The 6,588-nt window shown below is 38.5% G+C and carries 10 protein-coding genes; all 10 read right to left on the reverse strand.

Annotated elements, in window-relative coordinates; all coding sequences use genetic code 11:
• Positions 1 to 575, reverse strand: a 575-nt coding sequence (locus Q9Q35_RS02685) for a TIGR01906 family membrane protein (RefSeq protein ID WP_304652014.1), incomplete at its 3' end; no start/stop codon positions are given.
• Entirely contained in the window at positions 563 to 1,333 is a 771-nt protein-coding gene (locus Q9Q35_RS02690) for a TIGR01457 family HAD-type hydrolase (protein ID WP_304652015.1), read from the reverse strand. The genes Q9Q35_RS02690 and Q9Q35_RS02685, both read right to left, overlap by 13 nt.
• A gap of 16 nt (positions 1,334 to 1,349) precedes the next feature.
• A complete protein-coding gene (locus Q9Q35_RS02695; RefSeq protein WP_304652016.1) occupies positions 1,350 to 1,931 on the reverse strand; it encodes a YutD family protein in 582 nt (193 codons plus the stop codon).
• Positions 1,932 to 2,301: 370 nt separating this feature from the next.
• A complete protein-coding gene (locus Q9Q35_RS02700) occupies positions 2,302 to 3,675 on the reverse strand; it encodes an amino acid permease (RefSeq protein WP_304652017.1) in 1,374 nt (457 codons plus the stop codon).
• A 150-nt stretch (positions 3,676 to 3,825) separates the two neighbouring features.
• The gene (locus tag Q9Q35_RS02705; RefSeq protein WP_304652018.1) at positions 3,826 to 4,836 is read right to left on the reverse strand and encodes a class I SAM-dependent methyltransferase; all 1,011 of its coding nucleotides are present in this window, start codon (positions 4,834 to 4,836) and stop codon (positions 3,826 to 3,828) included.
• Positions 4,837 to 4,910: 74 nt separating this feature from the next.
• Complete coding sequence (locus Q9Q35_RS02710) at positions 4,911 to 5,192, reverse strand: hypothetical protein (RefSeq protein WP_304652019.1); 282 nt, start codon at positions 5,190 to 5,192, stop codon at positions 4,911 to 4,913.
• Positions 5,189 to 5,689: a competence type IV pilus minor pilin ComGF gene (locus Q9Q35_RS02715; RefSeq protein WP_304652020.1), complete on the reverse strand. Its 501-nt coding sequence runs from the start codon at positions 5,687 to 5,689 to the stop codon at positions 5,189 to 5,191. The genes Q9Q35_RS02710 and Q9Q35_RS02715 overlap by 4 nt, the downstream gene beginning before the upstream one ends.
• On the reverse strand, positions 5,628 to 5,840 hold the full coding sequence (locus Q9Q35_RS02720; protein WP_304652021.1) for a hypothetical protein: 213 nt from the start codon (positions 5,838 to 5,840) through the stop codon (positions 5,628 to 5,630). The genes Q9Q35_RS02715 and Q9Q35_RS02720 overlap by 62 nt, the downstream gene beginning before the upstream one ends.
• 50 nt (positions 5,841 to 5,890) lie before the next feature.
• Positions 5,891 to 6,325, reverse strand: coding sequence for a comG operon protein 4 (comGD) (locus tag Q9Q35_RS02725; protein ID WP_304652022.1), 435 nt, complete (start codon positions 6,323 to 6,325; stop codon positions 5,891 to 5,893).
• Positions 6,322 to 6,588 (reverse strand): competence protein ComGC (locus Q9Q35_RS02730; RefSeq protein WP_304652023.1); only part of this gene is annotated, 267 nt, incomplete at its 5' end. The genes Q9Q35_RS02730 and Q9Q35_RS02725, both read right to left, overlap by 4 nt.

Genomic DNA, 6,588 nt, shown 5'->3' on the forward strand with positions numbered 1-6,588 from the left:
ACAAATATGCCAAAACACGCTAAAAAATACTCACTTGGCAAAGCATTGATGATCGGATCTAAATTCGGATCAAATATCCAATCATCATTTCTAAATAACACCTCATGAAAAAAGATAAAAAAATCTTCAAAATCGACCACTATAAAACAAATAAACCCAGCTAAGATCAAACTTAAGCCATAGATCTTTGCTTGTAAGATCCAAAGCCGTTTTTTTAGTGTCAGATCATACAAATAATGTAGCGCTGGCCAAGCAGTCAGTACTAAAACACTGTAATTCAAGAAAAATAGCCGTTTGACATCTTCAAAATGCCGCATACCATTATAAGATATCGGTAAAGATAACTTGAGATCTGTGACCCACGGATAATTGAGATATGCCAATAACGACAAATAGTTCTCCTGTAGTCCTTGTTCAGTCAGACCAACTTCTTGATACAGTTTATAATGGTGCATAAACCACCAGTAAAGTGGATGAAAATTGATAGTTAGCGTTATGCAAAACGTCACTAAAAACAACAACAACAAGAACTGGATCCCAGCCTCTTTTATATATCGAACGCTTAGACTTCCCATTGGTCTAAAGAATCGAGCTCAACTGTTGGTTTGATAGCTTTAGTAGCCACTTGTTCCCTTGTTGAAACGCCTGTATAAACTAAGATCGTATCGATCCCAAAATTGATCCCAGCTTGAATATCAGTCATATAGTTGTCACCGACCATTGCTACTTGATCTTTGGCTAGACCTAAGCGCTTCAAAGCTTTTTCCATGATGATCGTTTCTGGCTTACCAACATAGTGTGCTTTTTGTTGCGTTGCACATTCAACTAAAGCGATCACTGAACCAGCACCGGGAACTAATCCGCGCTCGTTAGGTAGATTCGTATCTGCATTTGTCCCAATAAAGGTAGCCCCACGCTTGATCGCTAATGTTGCTAATTCAAATTTGTGATATGTTACATCATAATCTAGACCTACAACTACATAATCAGGTGTTGTCTCCTCAAATTTAAACCCCCGCTCTAAAATAGCTTGTTTTAAGCCTAATTCGCCGATCACATAAACCGTTCTTTTTTCACTATCCAAATCAGCAATATAATCTGCTGTCGCTAAAGCTGAAGTAAAAATGTTATCGACTGTAACATGAATATCAAAGTTCTTTGCTAAATTAGCAACGACTTTTTCCGGTGCTTGTGTACTATTATTAGTCACAAAGAGAAATGGAATATTTTTAGCCTGTAAATTTTCGATAAAATGTTTCGCAGCTGGGATCTTTTCCTTACCACGATAGATCGTGCCATCAAGATCGATCATATAACCTGCATATTTTTTCATTTTGGTAAACTACCCCTTATTTATTTTTTTGGCGGATCGTAAAGCGCCGTTTGCGTTTTTTGACCTGATCTGTCGTATATTTTTTCGATCGAGGTTGCTTTTTATTTATATCATATACACGTTGTGCTGTATATGCCTTTTGCGATTTTTCTTTTCTATTTTGTGTCCGACGCTTATGACCAGTCTTTTTATTCTTACCGCCATTATGCGATGGCGTCGGAGTCTGAACATCTAAATTGCGCAAGATAAAATAAGCACAGCCAAAATTACAATATTCGTAAAGATAATCCTGTAAACGTTCAATACTTTGCGTTGGCGTCCCTTTATTGCTACTTGCAGCATAAAAGCCACGCAACCGCAATTGATCATAACCCCAGTCACCTACAATGTAATCATACTTGGTCAAAATATCGCTAAAACGTTCCTCTAGTTTTTCGACGTCAAACCCATTGCGATAGTTCTTCTCTAAAATATATGGTCGCCCATCGATCAACATTTGGGTAGGACTTTGTAAAATGACTTCACTCGCAAAAGCTTTGATCGTCTCAGCTTTCTTGGCTAACTGCGCTTCTCGGCGTTCCTTTTTTTCACTATTCAAAAAAATTCCTGCTATATAAAATGTAGTCAAGCATGTTGCTTGCGAAAGAAATATAGCCTCTCCTTTCCTAAATTTCTTGTCACATTCACATCACATTTGTCTTTCGTGTGAATCACATATACTATTAATTACAATAATGGTTGATATACCTCTAATATAGTATAGCTGAAAATCACATAAAAGGTAACTGCTTAGACCAAAGCCAAGTAGTGACGCACTATCTGGTTTCAAAAAGACTGACGGTATCAAATATGCATCTACGCTATGTTCGATAATACAACAAGGGTCTCACCACGATGCAAAAAATATACATCATAGTAAGACCCTCTCTACTCATAAGTACTGACCATATTGTCGAATACTCTACTTACTAATTTTCAGATAAATGTTTTTTACGCAACTTATTTAACATAAAGAGCGTTGCAAACCAAACTAACGAAGCCAGTAGCGCGATCAAAGTTGCTTGTTCAAAACACATGATCACACAGACAAAAGCTAAAAAGATCAAGACTGCATAGTCTGAAGCTGGATAAAGTGGCATCTTGAAATTAGATTCATTTTTTTGCCCCTTAGCTTTCAACTCTTTACGATATTTCAAGTGAGCGACCACGATCGCACCCCAGATAAAGAGGAAACACGTCGTTGCAACACTTGAGATAAAAGTAAATAGAGATGTGTTTGGGATCACCAAGTTGGCTACGACCGTTAAAGCAATAACTGCTGTCGAAAAGCGGATCGCATTAGCTGGGACTTGATGCCGTGAAAGTTTGCTCATCTTTTTAGCAAATCGACCTTTTTCTTTATATGTCAAGGAAAAGACCATTCGACCAGTGTTAAAGATCGAACTATTACATGCTGAAGCAGCAGCTGTCAAAACAACAAAATTAATAATTCCAGCCGCAGCAGGAATACCAATATTTTCAAAAACTTGAACAAATGGACTTTGATCTGGCGTGATCGATCTCCAAGGATAGATACACATCAAAGCTAGTAATGATCCCACATAAAAAATAATTATCCGAAGTGGGATCTCATTGATCGCCTTAGGGATCACGGTTTTAGGATCTTGAGTTTCAGAAGCTGTGACACCGATCATTTCGATCCCGATAAACCCAAATGTTACCATTTGAAATGACATCAAAAATCCACCTAAGCCTTTAGGGAAAAGACCACCATAATCAACTAAATTCATCACAGAAGCATGTCCACTAGGTGTTTCATAACCGATCACGACTAAAACGATCCCGATCACGATCAATGCAACGATCGCAATGACTTTGATCAAAGCAAACCAAAATTCAGTCTCGCCAAACAAAGCAACAGTGATCAAATTCAAAGCTAGCAATATCGCTAAAATGATGAAACCAGGGATCCACTCAGGAATATGTGGGAACCAATAGTGGATGTACATCCCACTTGCCGTCACATCAGCCATCGCGATCGTTATCCAACAGACCCAATATGTCCAACCGGTGATAAAGCCAATATCTTTGCCTAAATAGCGCTCGATAAAATCAATAAACGAATGGCTCTTTAAGTCCGAAAGTAGCAATTCCCCCATCGCACGCATCAACAAGAAGCAGATCGCACCTGTTATAAGATATGCTAAGACGATCGAAGGTCCTGCTAACTGGATCGATTTTCCTGAACCTAAAAATAGCCCGGTCCCGATCGTTCCACCTAATGCGATCAACTGGACATGCCGACTCTTTAAGCCACGGGCATATTGCTCTTCATTTTCCATCAAAAAACTCCTTTAATATTTCATATAATTAAGTTTAGCTTAATCTTTTAGTTAAGTAAAATTCAACTATTTCATTTTTAGATGAACAAAATTCAATCATACACAAAAATAAAGAGCTACTACCATTTTGGAAAAGTAGCTCTTTGTTTTTTAAGCAAAGTTTTGAACTTGCCAGTTATCGATCTCTTGCATGAATTTGACAAACTCCATTTGATTTTTCATCAGTGGAAATTCTCCCAATAAGATAGGTTCAGCTTGCTTAGCATGTGCTCCTTTCTTTTGTAAGAGCAAGATCGATTTTTGCGAATTCTCATTGATAAATAGTTGCTGTGGTAAATTGAGCAGACCTTGTAAATAGCCTTTTTCTTGGATCACTTGCAGTAATTGTTTGGCCTCAGGGGCTTCAAACATCCCACGTGGAACGACAAAGACACCCCAACCGCCATCTACTAATTGCTCAAGTGCTTGTTCGATCAGCAGATAATGTACGTAAGAATGCCCTTCGGCAAATGCTGTCTGATACTCTTTTACCCGACTATCAAGAGGATAGTAGCCGATCGGCAGATCAGCTACGACAATATCAGCTAGTGGTACTTGTAACTCAGCCAATGCATCTTGATGGACCAATTGCGTTTTACTTTGCATCAATTCAGCAGAGATATTGGCTAAAGCTAACATCGTATCATCGTTGTCGACCCCATAGACATCAAGCTCTTTCCAGCCATTTTTCTCTAAGGTGCTCAAGATCGCTGATAACAAATTTCCTGTCCCGACCGTCAGATCCAATAGCTTTAGGCCAGCTGTATATTTCCCAACTTTTTCGATCAGATATGCCAATAAAAATCCGATCGTATCTGGTGTCATTTGGTGATTTGCTTGAACTTTTTCACGCTTATAAGCTTGTAAAAGGCACAATTGCAATACTAAGCGCCGTTCTTCTTTAGATAAAGAAGCTAAATCGATCTTTTGATAGAAATCTTTTAGTTTAGCGACTGTTGCTTCATCTGGTGTCCCGTCTTCAACATGGACTCGACCATTATCTAACAAATTTTCAAACGTTTCTATTAAAGCATCTAACGTTGAACATCCTACATTTTCTTGCAAGAGCTCGATCGCTTCATTCAATAATTGAAATTTTTCTTCCACTTTTGCTAATGCCATTTTTCACACCCTAATCAACTTTTTTACTAACGTCTTATTATCGCACATCTTACTAGAATTTCAAGTCGTGCTAGCTAGTTGATCTGATCAAGGGTATATTTTTGGCCATTTGGAAGAAACACTTTGACTTGATCTTTTAACATCTCTACTTGCCCTTGAGCTGAACTTGCTTTTTGTCCAGGTTTTAAGTCAAGTTTTTGGGCCAACACAGCTAAGGCACGGGCACGATAATACATACTTTGTCGTTGATATGTTGCCTGCTGAAGCTGGTGTCCTAACAATTGCGCGTAAAAAACAGCTGTCACCAAAACTAGCATCAATAGCGCTGAACTCAGCAGTGTTCCTTTCAATTTCATAGTCCACTTTCTTTCTGTAACGGTAAGCTCAAGGTCGCCTGATAAACTCTTTGATCGATCTGGGCGGTTATTTTTATCGTTTCACCTTGTTTAACTGCACTAAAACTAGATACTCGATACAATAACGGCATATAACCACCAGATGCGGTCTCCATGATCACTTTGTCACGTTCACTTGCATAATGAACGATATAATCTTTTTTAGCTTTTCGACTATATAAATAGATATTTTCCACATTTTCACCTGGTCTTTTTACTAAGGCGAAATGTTGGCGCTCATTTTGTAGCAAACTTACAAAACGTTCCCACTCAAATTGATCAGTCTCCTGTTTAGCCACCACTTGTTTTTGCATATCTGAGCCGATCCCCGCTAACAGCGCTAGACCCAAAGCTGTCACTACTAGCGCAACTGTGGCCTCGATCAAAGTAAAGCCCTTAATCTTTGCGCAATTCAAGTGTAATTTGATGTCCGGCTCGATCTGTGATCTGAACTTCAATTTTTCCTCCTTTAGCTTTTGTCGTTTGTGATCGGCTCTGCACTAGTAACTTTTGCGCTACTTGAACTTGTAGATAAGCTTGTGTTGTCGCTTGATGCAACCGTAGATCTGTCAAGTACAATAACGTACTAACGACTAATAATACACTCATCCTGCTCAGTGCATCCGCCAACAAAAAAGCCTGTACACGCACACTATCACCTACCTTTTAGCATATTCTTCAACACGATATTGTGTGCCATACCCTAATTGAAAATGCACTTGATACTCTTTACCTAAAGTTGAAGTAAACGTTTCCGTCGTAGGACTAAGCGATCCTAGACCACTCACTGATAACTCCTGATGATCAGTTGTCGGCGTCAATGATCTTGGATATACCAGAATTTTTAATGTCTTTTGTCCGACACTAAACTTGACCTGTTTTTTCTCAAACTGGATCCAAGTATATTGTTTTTGTTGCTCCCCTTGATAGATCGTTGCAAACCAAGTTTGACGCAATTCATTAAAGAACAACTTTTCTTGTAAACTAGCTAATGTATGTGTTCCTAGACCGATCCCAAATAAAAATATACAAGTTGCAATAAAAAGGGTCAAAGTCACTTCAACAAGCGTAAAGCCATGAACTTTCATAATCATTGATCTTTCTTTTCAACTTTAAGATGATGTTTTTCGATGGCAGCTACTTGTTTAGCTGTCAAATATCCATCTTTTTCAAGATCCGTTGGAGCAACATTTTCCATCTCAGTTCCTTTTTCATCGGCATATAGTTGAGCTTGTGTATCTAATTCAGCTTGCAAGGCTTGAGTATTGACCTTTTCAGCATTGGAACGTTGTTTAGCGACGTTAGGAATGATGATCAAGATCAACAAACTGATGATAAAGATCACGATCGCCATTTC

It is taken from the genome of uncultured Ligilactobacillus sp., assembly GCF_948826705.1.
Classification (GTDB): domain Bacteria; phylum Bacillota; class Bacilli; order Lactobacillales; family Lactobacillaceae; genus Ligilactobacillus.